The 18063-nt window shown below is 67.9% G+C and carries 13 protein-coding genes; 8 read left to right on the top strand and 5 right to left on the bottom strand.

The annotated features are described in order from the left end of the window. The first annotated feature begins 9 nt into the window (after nucleotides 1-9). Genes AB0C34_RS18510 through AB0C34_RS18500 form a run of 3 tightly spaced genes read left to right on the top strand, consistent with a single transcriptional unit; the run spans nucleotide 10 to nucleotide 3072 of the window. Nucleotides 10-669: a response regulator transcription factor gene (locus tag AB0C34_RS18510; RefSeq protein ID WP_357074115.1), complete on the top strand. Its 660-nt coding sequence runs from the start codon at nucleotides 10-12 to the stop codon at nucleotides 667-669. A gap of 34 nt (nucleotides 670-703) precedes the next feature. Continuing rightward, the gene (locus AB0C34_RS18505) at nucleotides 704-2119 is read left to right on the top strand and encodes a HAMP domain-containing sensor histidine kinase (protein ID WP_357073973.1); all 1416 of its coding nucleotides are present in this window, start codon (nucleotides 704-706) and stop codon (nucleotides 2117-2119) included. Continuing rightward, nucleotides 2116-3072, top strand: coding sequence for a TAXI family TRAP transporter solute-binding subunit (locus tag AB0C34_RS18500; protein ID WP_357073970.1), 957 nt, complete (start codon nucleotides 2116-2118; stop codon nucleotides 3070-3072). Before AB0C34_RS18505 ends, AB0C34_RS18500 begins: the two co-directional genes overlap by 4 nt. Before the next feature lie 56 nt (nucleotides 3073-3128). Here AB0C34_RS18500 and AB0C34_RS18495 read toward each other — a convergent pair whose 3' ends face one another. Then, complete coding sequence (locus tag AB0C34_RS18495; RefSeq protein WP_357073968.1) at nucleotides 3129-3437, bottom strand: metal-sensitive transcriptional regulator; 309 nt, start codon at nucleotides 3435-3437, stop codon at nucleotides 3129-3131. 255 nt (nucleotides 3438-3692) lie between these two features. Between AB0C34_RS18495 and AB0C34_RS18490 the strand changes: the two genes are divergently transcribed. Further along, on the top strand, nucleotides 3693-4502 hold the full coding sequence (locus tag AB0C34_RS18490; protein ID WP_357073965.1) for an S-methyl-5'-thioadenosine phosphorylase: 810 nt from the start codon (nucleotides 3693-3695) through the stop codon (nucleotides 4500-4502). A gap of 92 nt (nucleotides 4503-4594) precedes the next feature. On the opposite strand, the gene AB0C34_RS18485 is transcribed toward AB0C34_RS18490, so the two are convergent. Next, nucleotides 4595-5359 (bottom strand): SDR family NAD(P)-dependent oxidoreductase, encoded by a 765-nt coding sequence (locus tag AB0C34_RS18485; protein ID WP_357073962.1) that lies wholly within the window; start codon nucleotides 5357-5359, stop codon nucleotides 4595-4597. 215 nt (nucleotides 5360-5574) lie between these two features. On the opposite strand from AB0C34_RS18485, the gene AB0C34_RS18480 reads away from it, so the two are divergent. Next, nucleotides 5575-6135 (top strand): NAD(P)H-dependent oxidoreductase, encoded by a 561-nt coding sequence (locus AB0C34_RS18480; protein ID WP_357073960.1) that lies wholly within the window; start codon nucleotides 5575-5577, stop codon nucleotides 6133-6135. 7 nt (nucleotides 6136-6142) lie between these two features. Here AB0C34_RS18480 and eccE read toward each other — a convergent pair whose 3' ends face one another. Beyond that, a complete protein-coding gene (eccE, locus tag AB0C34_RS18475; RefSeq protein ID WP_357073957.1) occupies nucleotides 6143-7786 on the bottom strand; it encodes a type VII secretion protein EccE in 1644 nt (547 codons plus the stop codon). Between the two features lie 112 nt (nucleotides 7787-7898). Between eccE and eccB the strand changes: the two genes are divergently transcribed. After that, nucleotides 7899-9389: a type VII secretion protein EccB gene (gene eccB / locus AB0C34_RS18470; protein ID WP_357073954.1), complete on the top strand. Its 1491-nt coding sequence runs from the start codon at nucleotides 7899-7901 to the stop codon at nucleotides 9387-9389. 115 nt (nucleotides 9390-9504) lie between these two features. On the opposite strand, the gene mycP is transcribed toward eccB, so the two are convergent. Further along, nucleotides 9505-10914 (bottom strand): type VII secretion-associated serine protease mycosin, encoded by a 1410-nt coding sequence (gene mycP, locus AB0C34_RS18465; protein WP_357073951.1) that lies wholly within the window; start codon nucleotides 10912-10914, stop codon nucleotides 9505-9507. Continuing rightward, a complete protein-coding gene (eccD, locus tag AB0C34_RS18460; protein ID WP_357073948.1) occupies nucleotides 10911-12377 on the bottom strand; it encodes a type VII secretion integral membrane protein EccD in 1467 nt (488 codons plus the stop codon). The genes mycP and eccD overlap by 4 nt, the downstream gene beginning before the upstream one ends. Nucleotides 12378-12549: 172 nt before the next feature. Between eccD and eccCa the strand changes: the two genes are divergently transcribed. After that, entirely contained in the window at nucleotides 12550-16584 is a 4035-nt protein-coding gene (gene eccCa, locus AB0C34_RS18455) for a type VII secretion protein EccCa (protein ID WP_357073945.1), read from the top strand. Then, complete coding sequence (locus tag AB0C34_RS18450) at nucleotides 16584-18017, top strand: type VII secretion-associated protein (protein WP_357073942.1); 1434 nt, start codon at nucleotides 16584-16586, stop codon at nucleotides 18015-18017. Before eccCa ends, AB0C34_RS18450 begins: the two co-directional genes overlap by 1 nt. Nucleotides 18018-18063: the final 46 nt, after the last annotated feature.

Here is an 18063-nt window from a genome sequence, read left to right as displayed (position 1 = left end):
GATCGGCGCGTGCGGCTTGCGGTGGTCGAGGACGACGACGGCGTGGGCGACGCGCTGGTGGAGGCGCTCATCGCCCGTGGTTACCGCGCCGAACGCAAGCGTCGCGGTGCGGACCTGCTGATCGCCCACCGCGACTACGACGCGGTGATCCTCGACCTCGGACTGCCTGATGGTGACGGCCTGCAGGTGTTGCGCAGGCTGCGTGAGGTGAGTTCGGTGCCGGTGCTGATCCTTACCGCGCGCAGCGACGAACGCTCGATCGTGCGCGGCCTACGCGGTGGCGCCGACGACTACCTGGTGAAGCCGCCGCGAATCGCGGAGTTGGTGGCGCGGCTGGAGACGGTGACCCGGCGCGTGGCAGCCGCGGCGCACACGGTGCGGTCGGTGGTGGTCACCGGTGACGTGCGGGTAGACCTGGGCGCCCGGGTAGTCGAGGTGGCCGGCGCGCCGGTGACGCTGACGCAGAAGGAATTCGAGCTGGTCGAGGCGCTGGTGGAACGGCCGGGCGCCGCGGTCAGCCGCCAGCAGCTGATGGACCGGATCTGGGGTGACGCCTTCGTCGCGGTCTCACGCTCACTGGACGTGCACATGACCGGTTTGCGGGCCAAGCTGGATCGGCCGGGGCTGATCACCACCATCCGCGGTTACGGATATCGGTGGGGGCAGTGAGCATGGTGCGCGTCGGGTGGCCCGGAGGTGCGCGATGCGCCGCCGCCTGCTGGTAGCGCTGACGGTTTTCGCGGCGATCGCGGTACTGGCGTTCGCGGTTCCGCTGTCGCTGACCATCGCTACCAGCCGCACCCAGCAGTTGGTCCTGGCCCGTTCCGGCGATGCCGATCGGTTCGCCACTCTCGCCGACGCCGCCGTCACCGGAGGGGATAGTCGGGCGCTGGCCGATGAGGTGAACCGGTATCACGAGCTGTACGGCGAGAACGTGCTCGTGGTCGACGCCAGGGGAGCCACGGCGGTGAACGCGGGGGCCGACGGCACCGATCCGGATATTGTCGCGGCGGTGGGGGCCGCGCGCCGCAACCAGCGTCCGCACGCGGTAGCCAAGCTGACGCCGTGGGGTGCGCGGACCATGCTCGTCGCCCGCCCCGTCGGCACGGGAGTACAGGTGAACGGCGCCGTGGTGATCGCGGCGTCGACGGCCCGAGCACGCGGCGACATCGCGCGGGACTGGGTGGTCATCGCGGTCGGCGGGATGGTCGCGATGACGCTGTTCATGCTGCTGGCGGTGACGCTCAGCCGCTGGGTGCTGCGGCCGCTCGCGGCGCTCTCGCACGCGGTGGCGCAGTTGACCGCGACGCTGCCCAAGCCGCGCGCGGACACCGTCGCGCCGGTATCCCTCGCGGGCAGGCACGGCGGACCGCCGGAAATGCGGGCGCTCGCCGAATCTTTCGACGCCATGGCCTTCGCCGTCGCGGATTCGGCGGACGCGCAACGTCAGCTCGTCGCCGACACCGCGCACGCGATGCGCAATCCGCTGGCCGCCCTGACGATTCGCCTGGACTCGTTGGAACCCTCGATTCCGCGCAGCGCCGCGAGCACCTTCCGCGGTGCGGGCGCCGAGGTCGACCGCTTGACCGCGCTGCTCGACGGGCTGCTCAGTCTCGCGGTTGCCGAGACGCCCGCCGCCTTCGACCTCACCCGAATCGCCGACGCGCACTGCGACGCCGTCCAAGTGATCGCGGATCGGTACGACGCCTGGTGTTCGGCCTTCGGGGCGGCCGACCAGGAATTGCGCGTGACGCCGTCGCCCGCGCGCGCCGAAGCCGCGGTCTCCGCCGAGGTGCTCGCGCAGATTCTCGATGTTCCGTTGAGCAATGCGACGCGCTACGCGGGTCCTCGCGCGCGCACCGAACTGGCTGTCGCGACGGAGCCCGGCTGGGTTGTGCTGACCGTCCATGACGACGGCGTGGGTGTGCGCTCCGACGAGATCGACAAGCTCACCACCCGCTTCTTTCGCGGTTCGTCGGCGCGGACCGGGGGCTCCGGGCTCGGGCTGCCGATCGCCGCGGCGCTCGCGCAGGCGTGCGGGGGCACCCTCACGATCGAAGCGCAGCGTCCGCACGGCCTCGCGGTCCAGATCCGGCTGCCCGCGGCGGTGGCCCGATGACGCGAGGCGACCTGCCCGGACGCCGCGGCGACCTGCCCGGACGCCGCGGTATCGGTCGGCGCGGATTCCTCGCGCTCGCCGCCGCCGCGGGGATCGCGGGATGTGGTCCGCGCGGCGCCGGGACCACGGTGCGCCTGGCTTCCGGTGAGGTCGGCGGTTTTTATCACGCGTTCGCGGGATTGCTCGGCCTCGCCGCGGCCGAAGCCGGGGACGTACGGATCGAACGAGTCACCACAGCGGGTTCCCAGGCCAACCTGACGCTGCTGGCCCATGGCGAGGTGGATGCCGCACTCGCGCTCTCGGATTCGGTGCTCGACAGCACCGATCGGGTGTCGGCGCTGGGGCGGGTGTATGAGAACTACCTGCAGTTGGTCGTGCGCTCCGAAAGTCCGATCGGTGCGGTCGCGGACCTGCGTGGGGCGCGGGTGAGCCTGGGGGCGGAAGGGTCGGGGGCGGCGTTGACCGGCGAACGGATCCTGCGTGTCGCGGGGCTCGATCCCGCGGGCGATGTGGCGATTTCGCATCGGCCGTTGCGCGCGGCGGTGGCCGCATTGGCGAACGGAGAGGCGGACGCGTTGCTGTGGGCGGGTGGTGTGCCGACCGCGCTGCTGGAGGTGCCGAGCCGGATGCGGTTGGTGGACATGGGCGAACTGACCGTGCCGATGCGGGAGCGGTTCGGGCCGGTGTACGACCGCGTCACGATCCCCGCCGATGCCTATCCCGGTGGCGTCGCGGTCCACACCGTCGGTGTCGCGAACCTCTTACTGGCCGCTACCACCATGCCCGCGGAGGTGGCGGCGTCGATCGTGGAACTGCTGGTGTGGCAGGCGGACTCGCTGGTTCCCATCGAGGCCGCGGGCACCCAGTTCCTCGACGGTCGCTCCTTGATCAGCACCGGCTCGATCCCGCTGCATCCCGGCGCGGCCGAGGTCTATCGCCGCTGGCACGGTTGACCGGTGGCGCGCGAGTCCCGGCCGCGGAGGTACTACGGCGCGCGTGCGCCGGTCGGTCAGGAACGGACCAGGCGGGCGATGGCTTCGGTGGCTTCCTTGATCTTCGCATCGGCCCCGGGGCCGCCCGCGACCGCCGCGTCCACCACACAGTGACTGATGTGGTCCTCGAGTAGACCCATCGCGACCGCCTGCAATGCCTTGGTCATCGCGGACACCTGGGTGAGAATGTCGATGCAGTACTTCTCTTCCTCCACCATCCGCTGCAGGCCGCGCGCCTGCCCCTCGATGCGGCGTAGTCGTTTGAGGTAGTCGTCCTTGGCGGTGATGTAGCCGTGCGCCGCGTGGTCGTGGGGGGTGGCTGTCACCGATGTCTCCTCGCTGCCTGCCGGTCTGCGGGCGGACCGGACAAATACCCCCCTAGGGTACATCTACGGGGAAGAATTGTCAGGTCAGGACACGTCTGATCAACGATCCATGCGTTGACCACCGGCCCGGTGGGGGTAGCCGACACGCTCCGCCGGGTAGCACGCCAGCGCCCGGTCGTCGTGGTCCACGCCGCCTGCGAGCGTCCTCGCGGTCCCCGCGATGCGGCGGATGCCGCGGGGCGCGACAATTGCCTCATGAGTTCGCACACTCGCCCAGCGCTGGCCGTCATCGGTGGCAGCGGCTTCTACGACTTCTTCGACAACGAGGCGACGACTGTCGAGGTCGAGACTCCCTACGGAACGCCGAGCGCGTCCATCGCGATCGGGGAGGTGGCGGGTAGGCCGGTGGCCTTCCTGCCCAGACACGGCAAGAACCACGAATACGCGCCGCACACCCTGCCGTACCGGGCCAACCTGTGGGCGCTGCGCTCGCTCGGCGTACGGCGGATCTTCGCGCCGTGCGCGGTCGGCAGCCTGCGCGCGGACTGGGGCCCCGGCACCGTCGTCGTGCCGGACCAGTTGGTCGACCGGACATCCGGGCGTCCGCAGACCTACTTCGACGGCGGCGGCATCCACGTCTCGTTCGCCGACCCGTACTGCGACGAGTTGCGCGCCGCCGTCGTGAAGGCCGAGTCCGACGCGCTGCCGATGATGTCCGCGGGCACCATGGTGGTCGTCGAGGGCCCGCGCTTCTCCACACGCGCCGAGAGCCGCTGGTTCGCCGCACAGGGTTGGGATCTGGTGAACATGACCGGCCACCCCGAAGCCGTGCTCGCTCGCGAACTCGAGATGTGCTACGCCGCGGTTGCTTTGGTGACGGATCTGGATGCGGGCCTGGAGGAGGGCGCGGGCGTGCACGCGGTCGACGTCTTCGCCGAGTTCAAGCGCAATCTCGCGCCGTTCAAGGAGCTCATCCGCGGTGCGGTGGGCGCGGTCGACGGCACCGAAGCCTGTGACCGGTGCCGCGTCCACGCGGAAGTGTCGCTGCCGTTCGAGTTGCCCTGAACCTCGATAGGAGTGCTGGTGGTCGCGGCGAGCGATGAGTGGGGTCGCTCACCGCTTACCGCGCGAAGGTGTCGGCGGACTCGCGCACGGCCTCACCAGGCCGTCGCGCCCCCGTCGACGGGGTAGTTGGCGCCGGTGATGTAAGACGCGCGGTCGGAGGCGAGGAAGGCGGCGAGTTCGACGATCTCCTCGGGTTGGGCGAAGCGCTTGAGCAGCGTCTTGGCGGTAATCGCGTCGCGGGCCGCCTGATCGTCACCCAGGTCGCGGTCGCTGAGCGGCGTGAGGGTGGGTCCCGGGCTGATCGCCACCACCCGTATCCCGTGCGGCGCTCCTTCGAGGGCGAGCTGTCGCGTCATGCCGATGATGCCGGCGTTCGCCGCGCTGTGTCCGACCATGGGCGGAACGTTGCCGCCGATCATGCCCGCGACGGACGCGACGTTGATGATGACGCCGCCGCCGCGCTGGACCAGGTGCGGCCACGCCGACTTCGACACGAAGAAGGGAATGCCGAGTTCGCCGGTCACGGTCACCCGCCAGTCCTCGACCGAATAGTCGGGCATCGGGCCGAATCGGATGACGGCGGCGTTGTTGTGGATGACGTCGAGCCCGCCGTACGCGCCCGCCGCCTCGTCGACGGCCTGCTGGACCTGCTCAGGGTCGGTGAGGTCGACCGGCGCGAGGCTCACCATGTCGCCGCCGGCCTCGCGGACGAGCGCCACCGTCTCGTCGTTGGTGTCGGGTCTGATGTCGATTCCGACGATCCGCGCGCCCTCCCGCGCGAAGACTTGCGCCGCCGCGCGGCCGAGGCCGCTTCCACTTCCCGTGATCAGTACGACCTTGCCGTCCAGCATTCCCATGGCAGTTCCCCATGTCCTTCTGTGGTGGAGTTCGCTCCACCTCCTCGAGTATTTGACATATCAATCAAGTGGCTCTTTCTTTTATTCCGCTAACAAACGGCCAGAAGGGGTGAGGCATTTCACCCCGCCGGTGAAAAGCGATACCTATGGCGGGGCGGCATCGTCCTGTGTCCGAGGTACGCCGCGGGCGATCCACCTGGGGTTAGGCTTCCGCGGTGGACACCCCGCTGCGGCTAGAGGTCATCGTGGCCAGCGTGCGTCCGGACCGTTTCGCGCCGGTGGTCGCGGACTGGTTTCTGCGGACCGTGCGCGCGAACGCCGAATTCGACACGGACGTCATCGATCTCGCGCACATCACACTGCCGGTCGACCTCACCGAGACCGACGCGACCGCGTCCTACCGTGCGCGGCTGGCCGCCGCCGACGCCTTCGTCGCCGTCACTTCCGAGTACAACCACGGCTATCCGGCGTCACTGAAAACCGCGTTCGACACCGCCAAACACGAATGGCGGGCCAAGCCGATCGGCTTCGTCTCCTACGGCGGCCTCTCCGGGGGGTTGCGGGCGGTGGAGCAACTGCGTCAGGTCGTCGCCGAGATTCATATGGTCTCGGTCCGCGAAACAGTCAGTTTCCACCAGGCCAAGAAACGGTTCGACGCCGCCGGGGATACCAGCGATGGCGCGGCGATCGACGCCGCGGCGCGCCTGATCCGGCAGCTGGCCTGGTGGGCGCGTGCGATGCGCGCCGCCCGCGCCGCTGACCCGTACCCGGGCTAGCGCCGCGCTACTGGCTCGCCATGGCGCGCTGGCCGCGCGGGTGCCCGATGTAGGTGGCCTCGCGCGGGATGGACACCAGCGTCAGGTCGACCTGGGTGGTTCCGGTGCGCAGGACGACATGGTTGCCGATCGCACTGGGTTGGAGGATGGCCAGGTCGGGGCGGTTCGCGGGCCAGCCCATCGGGTCGCCCGTCACGTAGATGGTGGTCACGCCCGCGTGCGGTGCGGGTGCGAGCACCCCGTCGACCATCGTCGCGGTGAATTCGGCGTCGGACTGGTAGGTTTCGACCGCGAGGGTCAGCCGCTCCGGGTTGCCGATCGTGGTGACCAAGTTCTCCCATGCCTCCGCCCGATCGGTGCGGATCAGGATTCGCTCGCCGACCGCGAGCGCACGGAACACCAGCTGCTGCGCCAAATACAACTCGCCCGCGACGTACACCGTCGAAATGCCCGCACCGACGATGCGCACGGCGACACCGTGCCCCTCGGCATCCGAGCCGATCAGCTGGCCGCAACCGGAGGAGGGCAGGTGTATGTCGTCGATCACGTCGATCGGGCGCTCGTCCAGCGGGATGGTCTCGTCCAGACCGGGCACGGAGATCGGCAGATGGGCGAGCAGACCGGCGCGGTGGCGGCCATTCATCGAGATCATGTTCGCCAACTTGTTGCGCTCCGGAAGCTCACGCGCGGTGAGTCGCCAAGCGGCGCCGATGCGCACCGACTCGGCGGAACTGCCCGGGCGCAACCGCACCGCCACCGTGGTGCCGCGGGATGGGGCCACCCACAGTTGGGCGAGGAGGTCGGAGTGCAGCAGTTTCGGGTCGACGGCACTACCGATGTTCACGCTGTTGCCGATTTCGGCGTAGCGCCAGCGATGTGCGAGCGTGCGCACACTGAAGCCATCGGTGATCTGCAGGACGGCCTTTTCGATCTCGGGTTCGGTCAGTATGCGGGCATTGCAGTCGGCGTCCTCGAGTGTTCGCATGATGCGCTGGGTCGCGATGGTGACCGCCCGCGCGGCGCCTTCGGCCCCGCCGCCGCGCCGCGCCGCGGCGTCCGGACAGGCCACCGCGTCGAAACTGATCGCGAGCCATACCGTGCGGTGCGCGGTGGCGGGCAGCGGACCGAGCAGAGATTCGTAGATTTGGCCGGCGGGCGTGCCGGAGCGGCTGCGATGCCCGTGGCTGATGATGTCGATGCCGCTGAGCAGGATGTCGTGCTGGTTCAGGCAGTTCGCCAGTTCCGACAGTGGAAGCAGATGCGAGGCGTGCACCGTGCTGCGGGCGATCCTGGTCAGTCCACCGGGTGGCGGGAGCACCTCAACCACCGTCACCACCCGGCCGCCGTCCCGGAACAGACCGAGCGACCGTCCGTCCGGGCCGCGGAAGTTGTCGGTGTCACCGATCTCGTACTGCTGCTGAGTGGCATAGCGCCACCAGGTCGTGAGCCAGTCCAGTGGTGTGCGTTTGGCGACGGGCACGAGCGGAATCAGCATCGCGACCACCGCCGTGCCGAGCGCGGGCGCCGCCGGGACACCGACGAACAACGCGCTCAACCCGGCGATAAGCCCAATGATCTGTGCCAGCACCAGATTTCGCATCGAGATCCGCCCGAGGAGCGGACTTGGCCCCGCTCCGGCCGATTCCGCCATCGTCGTCCCCCAAGTACCCGGTGTCGGCCGGTGCGCAGTGGCCGAGTGAACAAGAGTCCTCGGGAACTGTACTGTGTTCGGCGAACGTGAGCACGGTTCGGGGGAGTGAATAATGCCTTCAAAGCCCACTACACGCTGGCAGGTCAGCGGCTACCGCTTTCTGGTCCGGCGAATGGAGCACGCCTTGGTGCGCCGGGATGTGCGAATGCTGCACGACCCCATGCGTTCCCAGTCACGCGCGTATGCCGCTGGTCTCGTCCTGGCGTGTGTCGCCCTCGCCGGCTGCGGCGTGCTTGCGCTGCTGCGCCCGCAGGACAAGATCGATGACAAGAAGATCCTGATCGGGAAGGATTCCGGTGCGGTCTACGTGGTGCTCGACGACGTGGTGCACCCGGCACTCAACCTCGCCTCGGCACGTCTCGCCGCGGGGGAGGCGGCCGAGCCCGCCATCGTGAAGGAATCGGAACTGGGGACGAAGCCGCGCGGTCAATTGATCGGTATTCCAGGCGCTCCCGGCTCGCTGCACTTCGACAAAGAGGGCAGGGGACGCGTCTGGACGGTATGCGACTCGTTGAAGACCGACGGTAGCGATGATCGCAGCACCTCCGTGGTGATCGGCGGCCTGGAATTGGGCGACAGAGCCTCGACGATGGGCGCGGACCAGGCGCTGCTGGTGCAAGGCAGGAACGCGACCTACCTCGTGTGGCACGGCACGCGCGCCCGCGTCGACATGAACGACCCCGCGGTCACCGACCCGCTGAAGATTCGGGGCATGACGCCGCGCCCGATCAGCGAGGGTCTGCTGAACGCCATTCCCGAGGTGAATGCCATTGTGCCGCCGACGATCACCGATCCAGGCGGGCAGCCGATCAACTACTCGATCAACGGTCTGAGTATCGGCACGGTGGTCCAACTCGATGGCAAAGCCGATCAGAACTACGTCCTTCTACACGACGGGCTACAGCCCATCAGCCGATTCACCGCCGACGTCATCCGCAGTTCGCAGCGCAATCCGAATCATGGCACCGCGATCGAGTCGTTCGACAAGACCAACGCGCCGGAGTCGAAAGCGTTGCCCGTCGCCACCTACCCCGACATCGCTCCTACGGTCATCCAACCCAAGTCACGACCGGTGAGTTGCTTGTCGTGGAAGCCGATCCCGGGCGCCGAGACCAATTCCGATGTCGCGGTGCGAGCGGAAGTGTCCGTCGTCGACGGCAGTGATCTGCCGATACCCGCCAGCGCGAAAATGGTTCCGCTCGCTCAGGCCGATGGTAAGGGCGACAACGTGGACTCCGTGTATTTCAAACCGGGCTCGGGCGCCTTCGTCCAGACCACCGGCATCGAACCGGAAAGCCGCCGCAAGGACAGCATGTTCTATATCGCCGACACGGGTGTGCGTTTCGGCGTCAAAAACGAGGAAGCCGCCAAGGTGCTCGGTATGGGCAAAGAATCGGGGGTCACGCCGGAACGCGCGCCGTGGCCGATCGTGGGTTTGCTCGCGGGCGGACCGACCATGGGTCGCGAGGAGGCGATGGTCGCCCACGACGGCGTCGCGGCTGACCCGTCGCCGGCCAAACAGCCGATCGCCGCTGCGAAGTAGGTGAGTGTGTCCGTTCGTGACAGCGAGTTCTGTCGTGTGTACCCGGCCGCAGCGCAACGCTGATGGTCCGAGGTCGCCCGTCGGATGACCGCCGTGTGCTGTGGCTGAAATACAGTCAATCGTCCTCGCGGACGCCGAATCGGCGTCGGATCGGGAATGACGCGAGCATGCCCAGGATGAGTAGCACGATGACGCTACCGCTGCCGATCAATGCCACATTACGAGCACGGTGATCGGGCGGCGGCGCCGGCGCCGGAACCGGCAATTGCATGCTCACCGCGGCCAGCGGCCGCTTGGCGGCAAGAGTTTCCGGTACTTCGGCGGTCAACGCGGCAATCGGATCGATGGCGCCGTAGCCGACATACGGGTTCCAGCCTTCGGCCGGGGAGTGCGCGGTGGCTTGCATGCGCTGGACGACCTGGAGGGCGCTGAGTTCCGGGAATCGAGCGCGGACCAGGGCGACCACCCCGGATACATAGGGTGCCGCGAAGCTCGTACCCTGGAGCGGCACGGATTGCTGGTTGTCGGATTTGCCGTTGATGGTGCCGGTTCGGCGCGGATCGAGCGAGACGATCTCCTCGCCGGGTGCGGCCACGCCGACCCATGGTCCGGGAACGGTGAATTTCGACGGTGCCCCGTTTTGGTCGATCGACCCGACGCTGAGGACGTAATCGTCGAAACGGGCGGGAGTGACGTTGGTGGTCACGTTGTTCCACGGGTCGCCCATGGGATTCAGCGGGTCGATTCCCGGGTTGCTCGGTTTGCAGTTGTCAGTGTTGTTGCCTGCCGCGGCCACTACGACGACATCTCTCTCCAGAGTGGCGTAACGCACTGCGGCGCCGAGCATCCCATCGTTCAAATTCTGGCCCGCGGGTACGCATAAGACCAGAGAGATGTTGATGACCGAAGCGCCACGGTCAGCAGCCCGTCGGATCGCGGATGCGAGCGCTTCGACTCTGCCGTAGCCCTTCGGCGGGTCCTCCGGCCTCTTGTCCTGTCGACCAGGGACCTCGTACAGCGCGCTGGTCTGGCGAATGGAGAGGATCCGCGCTTCCGGCGCGACACCGTGAAACCCTTGCCCCGCCACCTCTTTCGCGGCGATGATGCCTGCGACGAGGGTGCCGTGCGCATCACAGTCCTCGCTGGTGCCGTCGCCGCCCTCCGCCACGAAGTCACCGCCCGCTTCCAGATCGGGCAGGCGAGGATGGCGGACGACGCCCGTGTCGATGACCGCGACGAGTTGGCCTTCACCGCGGGAGAAATCCCAGGCACGGTGTAGGTCGAGTGCTCGCTGCGGAGCAGGCTCGGCAGGACCGTCGCCACCCGGCTGGGTTTCGTAGCACGGCGAGTTGGCCGGGTGCTCGGTTTTGTCGGGCGGCCGAGCTGGATCACCCGCGGGCAGACTTCCTGGGTCGACCGGCGGTGGCCGATCGGCATAGGCGACGCCTTGGCTCGCCCCCATCCCGAACGACATACTCAGCACCAGCACGGCCACGGCCGCGCTGGTGCGCAGGATCTGGTTCACAGCCCGCGGACGAGCGAGTAGAGGTCGGCGACCCAGAACGCCAGTGGCAGTACGGCGGCGACGAATCCGTACTCGAGTAGTTCGACACCGCGGCGCATTGGTGGGGTGGCCGACTGGTTCGGGACGACGATGCCGAGGATCAGCGCCGCGATCAGGCCGACCATCGCCGCGCCGAACACCGTGAGCGGCTGCGCGAGCACGAAGCCGCCCCCCACCAACATGATCAGCGCTATGGCCGACCCGCCCGCGATGAGCACCACGGCCTGTTCCGCACCCGCGTAGGTGCGGCTGCGGAACATCAGCACCACCGCGCAGACCGAGGCGAGCGCTACGCCCGGCCAATGCGGGCCGGCGGCGGTCGGTTCGGTGGCCGACAGCGCACCGATCGCGGTGACCAGCGTCGTCGCGGCGACCAGTCCGGCCAGGTACTTGCGGGCTCGTTCGGACTTCATCCGCAGCACGTCCATGGTCGGTAGCGCGCGGTGGTCGTCCGGGTCGTCCTCGGTCGGGTCGATCGGCGTGCCGGGCGAAGGGACCGGTGGCAGCGGCAGTTTCGCGAGCAGCATGGAGACCCGCGGCGCCAGTGCGAGGCCGCCGAGCCCGAGTGCCGCGGCGCCCGCGCCGATCGCCCGCTCCGGCTGGTCGGTGAGCAGACCGATCAGTGCCGCGGGGACCGCATAGGTCGCGAGTGCGGTCGCGCCGATGAACAGCGCGAGGCCGACACCGGTGACACGCCACGCCAGGGCCGCGGTCGCGCCCGCCAGGACCGACCCGAGCAGAATATGCGCCCAGCCGTAATGATCGGGCACGTAGAGCATGCCCGCGCTGAACGCGGCGGGCAGCGCGCAGCCCCCGAGCGCCAACGCGGTGTCGGTGTCGTCGTACATTCTGCTCAGCACCATCGCGGCGACCACCAGCAGAATCGCGACCGCGAGCGCGATCGAGCCGCCCACCCCGATCGGCAGCGACTCGGGTGACAACAGCAGGCCAAGGCAGCCGACGATCATGGTGACCGCCGCGAGTACCGAGCCGGTGATCCGCGCGAGCTTCGGTGTCCAGCTGCGGTAGTGGTTGATGTCGGCGATCGCGACGTTGTACATGATGTCGTCGAACAGTGGCGTCGGCGCCGTGTGCGACGCGCTCTCCAACATCAGCAGTTCGCCGTCGCGAACGCCATGCTCGCCCAGGCTGAGTGAGTTGGAGAACGGTGGATGGCCGATGCGAGCGAGGACCCATTCGGCGGGCTCGAAGCGCTCGCCGTCGTTGTCGAAGTCGTTGGCCCGACTGTGCTGCGCGACCATATCGACCACGCTCGGAATCACCAGCGCGACCGGCACATCGACCGGGATCGCCATGTCGACCTGGGTGTGTTTGGCCAGAATCGTCACCCGGGCCAGATCGGGTGCACGGACGATGCCGCGTGAGGATTCATCGTCGATGTGGTCAAGGCGCGCGTGCGTCAAGATTCCCCCAACTCGGTCTTCTACCTCGTTATTCCGCGAGCCCCAGCGGCCGAGGGAGGAGGTTGCGAACCCACGGTCCGGCCAGCAGAATGCTGGTCGAACTGTACGACATGTCGGTGATCACCTCTACACTGAGGCCGAATCACGGCTTGCCATAAGGGGGATCTCGTCGATGAGCACTGTCCGCTTTCAGCGCCGTGCGCGCCGCGAGATGCCCCGGTCGCCCGGCGGCGAGGTCACACTGCAGCCGCCACCCGAAATCCCCCGGGTGACGCCAGGAAATCTGCTGCTCAAACTGATGCCGGTCGTGATGGTGATCGGCATGGTCGGCATGATGGCGCTGCTTTTCACGCAGGGCGGCGGCATCGCGTCGAACCCGATGAGCATGATGTTCCCGATCATGATGTTGTTCTCCATGGTCGGCATGTTCGCCGGCCAAGGCGGGGGTAAGGGGCAGAAGGCCGCGGAGGCCAACGAGGATCGCAAAGACTATCTGCGCTATCTGGACCAGGTCCGTAAGGACGTCGACGAAACCGCGCGTCAGCAGCGCGCCTCGGTCGGATGGAGCCATCCCGAGCCGACGTTGATCTGGATGCTCGCGGGCACCAGCCGGATGTGGGAGCGGCGTGCGGGCGACAAGGATTTCTGCCACGCCCGCATCGGTATCGGCGGCCAGCGGCTGGCGACCAGGTTGGTCGCGCCGGAGACCGGCCCCGTCGAGGAGCTCGAACCGATCGCCGCGGTCTCGCTGCGCCGTTTCGTGCGTGCCCACTCGACCGTGCCCGATCTGCCGACCGCGATCGCGGTCAAGGGCTTCGCCACCATCGCGCTGGACGGTGACCGGGTCGAGGCGCGCGACATGACGCGTGCGATGTTGCTGCAACTGTGCATGTTCCAGGGGCCGGACCAGGTGCTCGTCGCCATCGTCTGCGGACCGGACACCGCGCGGGAGTGGGAGTGGACCAAATGGCTACCGCACACTCAGCATCCCGACGCGCAGGACGGCATCGGCACCGAACGCATGGTCTACGGCTCCATTCGGGAAGCCATGACGGGCCTACAGCCGCTGCTCGGCAACCGGGTTCGATACTCGCGAAATCAGCCTGCCAACGCGAACATGGTGCACGTCGTCATCGTGGTCGACGGCGGTTTGCTCGAGGCCGAAGACGACCAGCTGCGCGAATCGGGGTACGAGGGCGTCACGGTCATCGACCTCTGCGGCTACGCGCCGCGCCTGGCGGTTTCCCGCGGAATCAAGATGATCGTGGAGGACGGCGAGTGCCTCGGCCGCGGCGCGACCGGCAACCAGGAACGTTTCGCGCTCATCGACCGGATCAGTCCACAGCAGGCTCAGCAGGTGGCACGTCGGCTCGCGCCGTACCGCGCGGCCACCCAGCGCAGCAGTGACGTGCACACCGAGGAATCCGAGGCGATCTCGACCTGGAGTCAGTTGATGGGCCTCGGCGATATCGGCGCGTTCAACCCGGAGCATGCGTGGCGCCCGCGCTACGATCGGGAACGATTGCGCGTCCCGTTCGGCGTCGGCGCCGACGGTCTTCCGGTCGAGTTGGACATCAAGGAGGCCGCCGAGAACGGCACCGGACCGCACGGATTGTGCATCGGCGCCACTGGTTCCGGTAAATCGGAGTTCCTGCGCACCCTCGTGCTCAGCCTGCTCGCCACCCACTCGCCGGAACAGCTGAACCTGGTGCTCGTCGACTTCAAGGGTGGCGCGACGTTTCTCGGCCTCGACAGTGTGCCGCACGTCGCCGCGGTCATCACCAACCTGGAGGAAGAAGCCGACCTCGTCGACCGTATGAAGGACGCGCTGGAAGGCGAGATGAACCGCCGCCAGGGCGTGCTGCGGGCGGCGGGCAACTTCGCCAACGTGTCCGACTACGAGAAGGCCCGAGCCGCGGGCGCCGACCTCGATCCGCTGCCGGCCCTGTTCGTCGTACTCGACGAGTTCTCCGAACTGCTCACCCAGCATCCGCATTTCGCGGATCTGTTCGTCATGATCGGTCGCCTCGGCCGCTCGTTGCATGTGCATCTGTTGCTCGCCTCGCAGCGGCTGGAGGAGGGCAAACTCAAGGGTCTGGAGACCCATCTCTCCTACCGAATCGGTCTGAAGACGTTCTCCGCCAACGAATCTCGTCAAGTGCTCGGCGTCCCCGACGCGTACAACCTCCCGAGTAGTCCCGGCGGCGGCTACCTCAAGACGAATTCGGGCGAGATTCAGCGTTTCCAGGCGTCCTATGTGTCCGGTCCGTATGTCGGCGGTGGCTCGCAGCGCGACATCACCGTCGCCACCCAGGCCGGTGCGATCGATGTCAAAGCGCGACCCTTCACCGCGACGCACATCGACTACCGTCCAGCGGACCGTGTTCCACTGCCGCCCGAGCCGAGCACGGACCTCGCACCGCAGGATGCGGACGGTGAGCAGCTGTCCAACGTGGCAATGTTGGTCTCCCGGATCCGTGGTCATGGGCGCCCGGCGCACGAGATCTGGCTGCCACCGCTGGATGCGGCTCCCACGCTCGATCAACTCGTCCCGCGGTCGGTCCTCACCGGTGACTACTCCCTAGCGGCCACTCTGCGCGCCCCGATCGGCATCGTGGACCGCCCCTTCGACCAGCGTCGTGACCCGATGGTGATCGACCTGTCCGGTTCGCACGGCAACGTCGCCGTCGTCGGCGGTCCGCAGTCGGGCAAGTCGACCGCGCTGCGCACCCTGATCATGGCGATGTCCTTGACGCACACCGCCGAACAGGTGCAGTTCTACTGTCTCGATTTCGGTGGCGGCACGCTGGCCAGCCTATTGGGGCTGCCGCACGTCGGGTCGGTCGCGAGCCGGTTGGACGAGGATCAGGTCCGGCGCACCATCGCCGAGATGACCACCATCGTCCGGCAGCGCGAGGCGCGCTTCCGGCAGCTCGGCATCGAGTCGATGGCGGAATTCCGCAGGCTGCGCGGGATGGATCCGGCCAGCAGCCCGGCGGCGGCCGGCGCGCACGAGGATGCGTTCGGCGACGTGTTCCTGGTGGTCGACGGCTTCGGCTCGATCCGCCAGGACTTCGAGATGCTCGAGCAGGTCGTCATGAACCTCGCGGTGCAGGGACTGTCCTACGGTGTGCACGTGGTCATCACGCTGGCGCGGTGGGCCGAGGCCCGCCCGGCGCTCAAGGATCAGATCGGCACCAGAATCGAACTGCGCCTAGGCGATCCGATGGATTCCGACCTCGGCCGCAAGTTCGCCTCCTTGGTCCCGCAGGGCCGACCCGGCCGCGGTATGACGCCGGAGTGTCTGCACATGCTGACCGGTCTGCCGCGCATCGACGGCAGCGCGAACCCGGACGACCTGGGCCAGGCGGTGGGCGACGCGGTCGCGACCATCGCCAGACTGACGCCCGGTCGTCCGGCCCCGCAGGTCCGCATGCTGCCCGAGCAACTCCACCGCGACCAGCTGCTGAACGTGGCGGGGGAATGGCCTTCGCAGATCGACCCGAACACCAAATGCCTGCGAATCCCGTTCGGTATCAATGAGTCCGAACTGGCACCGGTCTACATCGATTTCGCCGACAGCCCGCACTTCATCATCATCGGCGACACCAAATCGGGGAAGACGACGCTGTTGCGCTCATTGATCGAGGGCATCGCGGCGGCGAATACCCCGGATCAGGCCCGGTTCATCGTCGGTGACTACCGGCGCAGCCTGCTCGGCTTGGTCCCCGAGGGTTACCTCGCCGGTTACGGCTCGACGGCGCCGCAGTTCACCCAGAACATGAGCGATCTGTCCGCCTACGTCAGCAAGCGCACTCCGGGGCCCGATGTCACGCCGCAGCAGCTGCGCGATCGGTCCTGGTGGAGTGGTCCGGAGTTGTACGTCATCATCGACGACTACGACCTGGTCGCGACTTCTTCGGGGAATCCGGTGCAGGCGCTGCTGGAAGACCTGCCGCATGCCCGCGACCTCGGCTTCCACGTGATCATCGCTCGGCGCTCCGGCGGTGCGAGCCGGGCGATGTTCGAGGCCACGCTGGCCAGGATGCGGGATCTCGGTTCCGCCGGTCTGACCCTGAGCTGCAGCAAAGACGAAGGAGTGCTGATGGGCACCAAGCGCCCGAGTCCGATGCCTGCCGGCCGCGGTACCTTCGTCACACGCAATACGGAGGGGCTGATCCAGACGGCGTGGATGCCGTTGTCCTGATGTCCGAGATCGAGTTGGTCATCACCGAGACGCGGATCTGGGCGCGTGGCGCGACCACCCACTGGGATATGCCGCCGTCGATCATGCTGGGAAGCAATGGTTTCGACCTGGTCGTCGGTCCGCCGCTGACGCCGCCGACCCAGGTCGGCTCGGCGGTCCAGTTCATTCCGGCCGACGCCATCGCGCTGCCGCCCCGCACCCCGTCGGTGGTGGACGCGATGGGCGCCGTCTTCACGAACGTACTGGAAAATCTCGGTGTGGCTGCCCCGTGCGGGCGAATCACCCTGATCTGCCCGACCGAGTGGGGCTCCACCCGCAGGACGGTGCTCGATCAGGCGGCGAGTCGGGTCGCGGCGGATGTCGTGTACGAGGACATTGCGGTGCGTGCGGTTACCGCGGACGGCGGCGCTGACCACAGCCCCCGCACGCTGGTAGTGGAGTGCAACTCACTGAGCATCACTGCTTCCACCGTGGTGCGAAGCCACCGTGGTGTGCACGTCGAGTCCTGCGAGCACGAGCCGGCCCTGGCGCTTGCCGAGATCACGCCGGAGTCCCGCGGGATGGCGGAGTTGTGTGCTCTGCTCGATCGACTGCTCGACGGTGAGCCGATCGCTCTCGCCCAGGTGACCGGTACATCGGATCCGGCGAAGCTCGATCTGCTGCGCGCAGCGCTCGAGCAGACCTGCGGCGACGCCGTCGAATTGCGTTCCATTGCCGGTCCTGATCTCCTCGGCGGTCATCTCGCCGAAGCGCGGCGCCCGCACGAGACGCCGTCCACCCTGCCGAAGACCGAGTGGACGCAGCGATTGCGCGACCGTGCGGCAGCACAGCGGGAGGGATACCGCACCACCGGTCCCGTGCTGGTGGTGGTGACCGCCGTGGTTGTGGTCGCTCTCGTGGTCGTTGGCGCCACAGCGATGCTGAACCGTGGGAACGACCCCGCGGCAGGCGCTCCGCCGACCACCATGGGCTCGACGAGGCGCGATTCCCCGCCAGAGACCACCGCGGGCGCGGAGACGGTCGGCCACATTCGTTTTGCCGCTCCGCCCGGCTGGCGCCGCTCCGCGGTGCCCGAGAATGGAAGAGGTCGTATCGACCTAGTTCCGGAAGACGGGACACGGCAGCGCATCACCGTGATGCAGACCCCGATCGCGGCGGGTGCGGGCAACGAACAGGTCGCCGCGCAGCTCGAACTACAGATCACGCAACGGCCGCCGGGTGTGCTGACCGACCTGCGACGCGACGTCATGTTCGGTGGACGCGCCGGTCTCGCGTATTCGGAACAGCCCGGTGATGGGTCGATAGTTCGCTGGCATGTCGTGTTGGAGCACGGCATTCAGGTCAGTGTCGGCTGTCAGTCCGCTGGTGAGAGCTGGAGCCATCTCGAGCCGGTATGTGAGAGATTCGGCAGTTCGGTGCGTGTAGTCGCATGAATTGTCGTGCGGCGGTGCCGGTATCGAAAACTGGCGCGCGACGACA

The sequence above is a fragment of the Nocardia sp. NPDC049220 genome, from assembly GCF_040647855.1.
Classification (GTDB): Bacteria; Actinomycetota; Actinomycetes; order Mycobacteriales; family Mycobacteriaceae; genus Nocardia.
Note: the sequence above shows the minus strand (reverse complement) of the source record. Positions and strands in the feature narration are given on the sequence as shown.

Excerpts from the sequence above, each read along its gene's own strand:
- AB0C34_RS18500 (WP_357073970.1), top strand. The coding sequence starts at position 2,116 with ATGACGCGAGGCGACCTGCCCGGACGCCGCGGCGACCTGCCCGGACGC.
- eccB (WP_357073954.1), top strand. The coding sequence starts at position 7,899 with ATGCCTTCAAAGCCCACTACACGCTGGCAGGTCAGCGGCTACCGCTTT.
- AB0C34_RS18450 (WP_357073942.1), top strand. The coding sequence starts at position 16,584 with ATGTCCGAGATCGAGTTGGTCATCACCGAGACGCGGATCTGGGCGCGT.
- eccE (WP_357073957.1), bottom strand. The coding sequence starts at position 7,786 with ATGGCGGAATCGGCCGGAGCGGGGCCAAGTCCGCTCCTCGGGCGGATC.
- AB0C34_RS18505 (WP_357073973.1), top strand. The coding sequence starts at position 704 with ATGCGCCGCCGCCTGCTGGTAGCGCTGACGGTTTTCGCGGCGATCGCG.
- AB0C34_RS18485 (WP_357073962.1), bottom strand. The coding sequence starts at position 5,359 with ATGGGAATGCTGGACGGCAAGGTCGTACTGATCACGGGAAGTGGAAGC.
- eccCa (WP_357073945.1), top strand. The coding sequence starts at position 12,550 with ATGAGCACTGTCCGCTTTCAGCGCCGTGCGCGCCGCGAGATGCCCCGG.
- AB0C34_RS18490 (WP_357073965.1), top strand. The coding sequence starts at position 3,693 with ATGAGTTCGCACACTCGCCCAGCGCTGGCCGTCATCGGTGGCAGCGGC.